Source organism: Zoogloea sp. LCSB751 (assembly GCF_002028455.1).
In the GTDB taxonomy this organism is placed as follows: Bacteria; Pseudomonadota; Gammaproteobacteria; order Burkholderiales; family Rhodocyclaceae; genus Zoogloea.
Window position 1 is genome coordinate 1 of the sequence record NZ_MWUM01000085.1, and the last position, 517, is coordinate 517.

A 517-nucleotide genomic window follows, 5' to 3' on the forward strand; every position below is an offset into this window, starting at 1 on the left:
TCGACTGGTATCGCGCCCGCTGGGAGATCGAACTGTTCTTCCTGGTGCTCAAGGAAGGCTGCCGGGTCGAGCGCCTGCAACTGGCCGACACGCGTCGCCTGCAAAGTGCGCTGGCGCTTTACATGGTGATCGCCTGGCGGATCAACCGCCTGATGCGCCTGGGTCGGAGCCTGCCCGATTTACCCGCCGACATGGCGTTCGAAGCCGATGAGTGGCGGGCCGCCTTTATCCTGAACAAGAAGCCCATCCCGACAGCCGTGCCCGCGCTGAACACCGTCTTGCGCCTGATCGCCCAGCGTGGAGGCTTCCTGGCCCGCCGACATGATGGTGAGCCCGGCGCCAAGACAATCTGGCTCGGTCTCCAGCAGCTGGCCGTCTTTGTCGAAGGCATGCGCCAGGCAAGGAAAATGGATCAGGGGTGAATTGTGTGTAAGGGGATGGGTAATCCCCTCTTGACCGAGCCTCAGGGTGACTCCAGCCGCCCCGATGCGGCAACAGGTCCCCGATCCGACTCTGC

The 517-nt window shown here is 63.6% G+C and carries 1 protein-coding gene; it reads left to right on the top strand.

Going from position 1 to position 517, the window contains the following annotated elements; genetic code table 11:
* Positions 1-422, top strand: a 422-nt coding sequence (locus B4920_RS25845) for an IS4 family transposase (protein WP_305847118.1), incomplete at its 5' end; no start/stop codon positions are given.
* Positions 423-517: the final 95 nt, after the last annotated feature.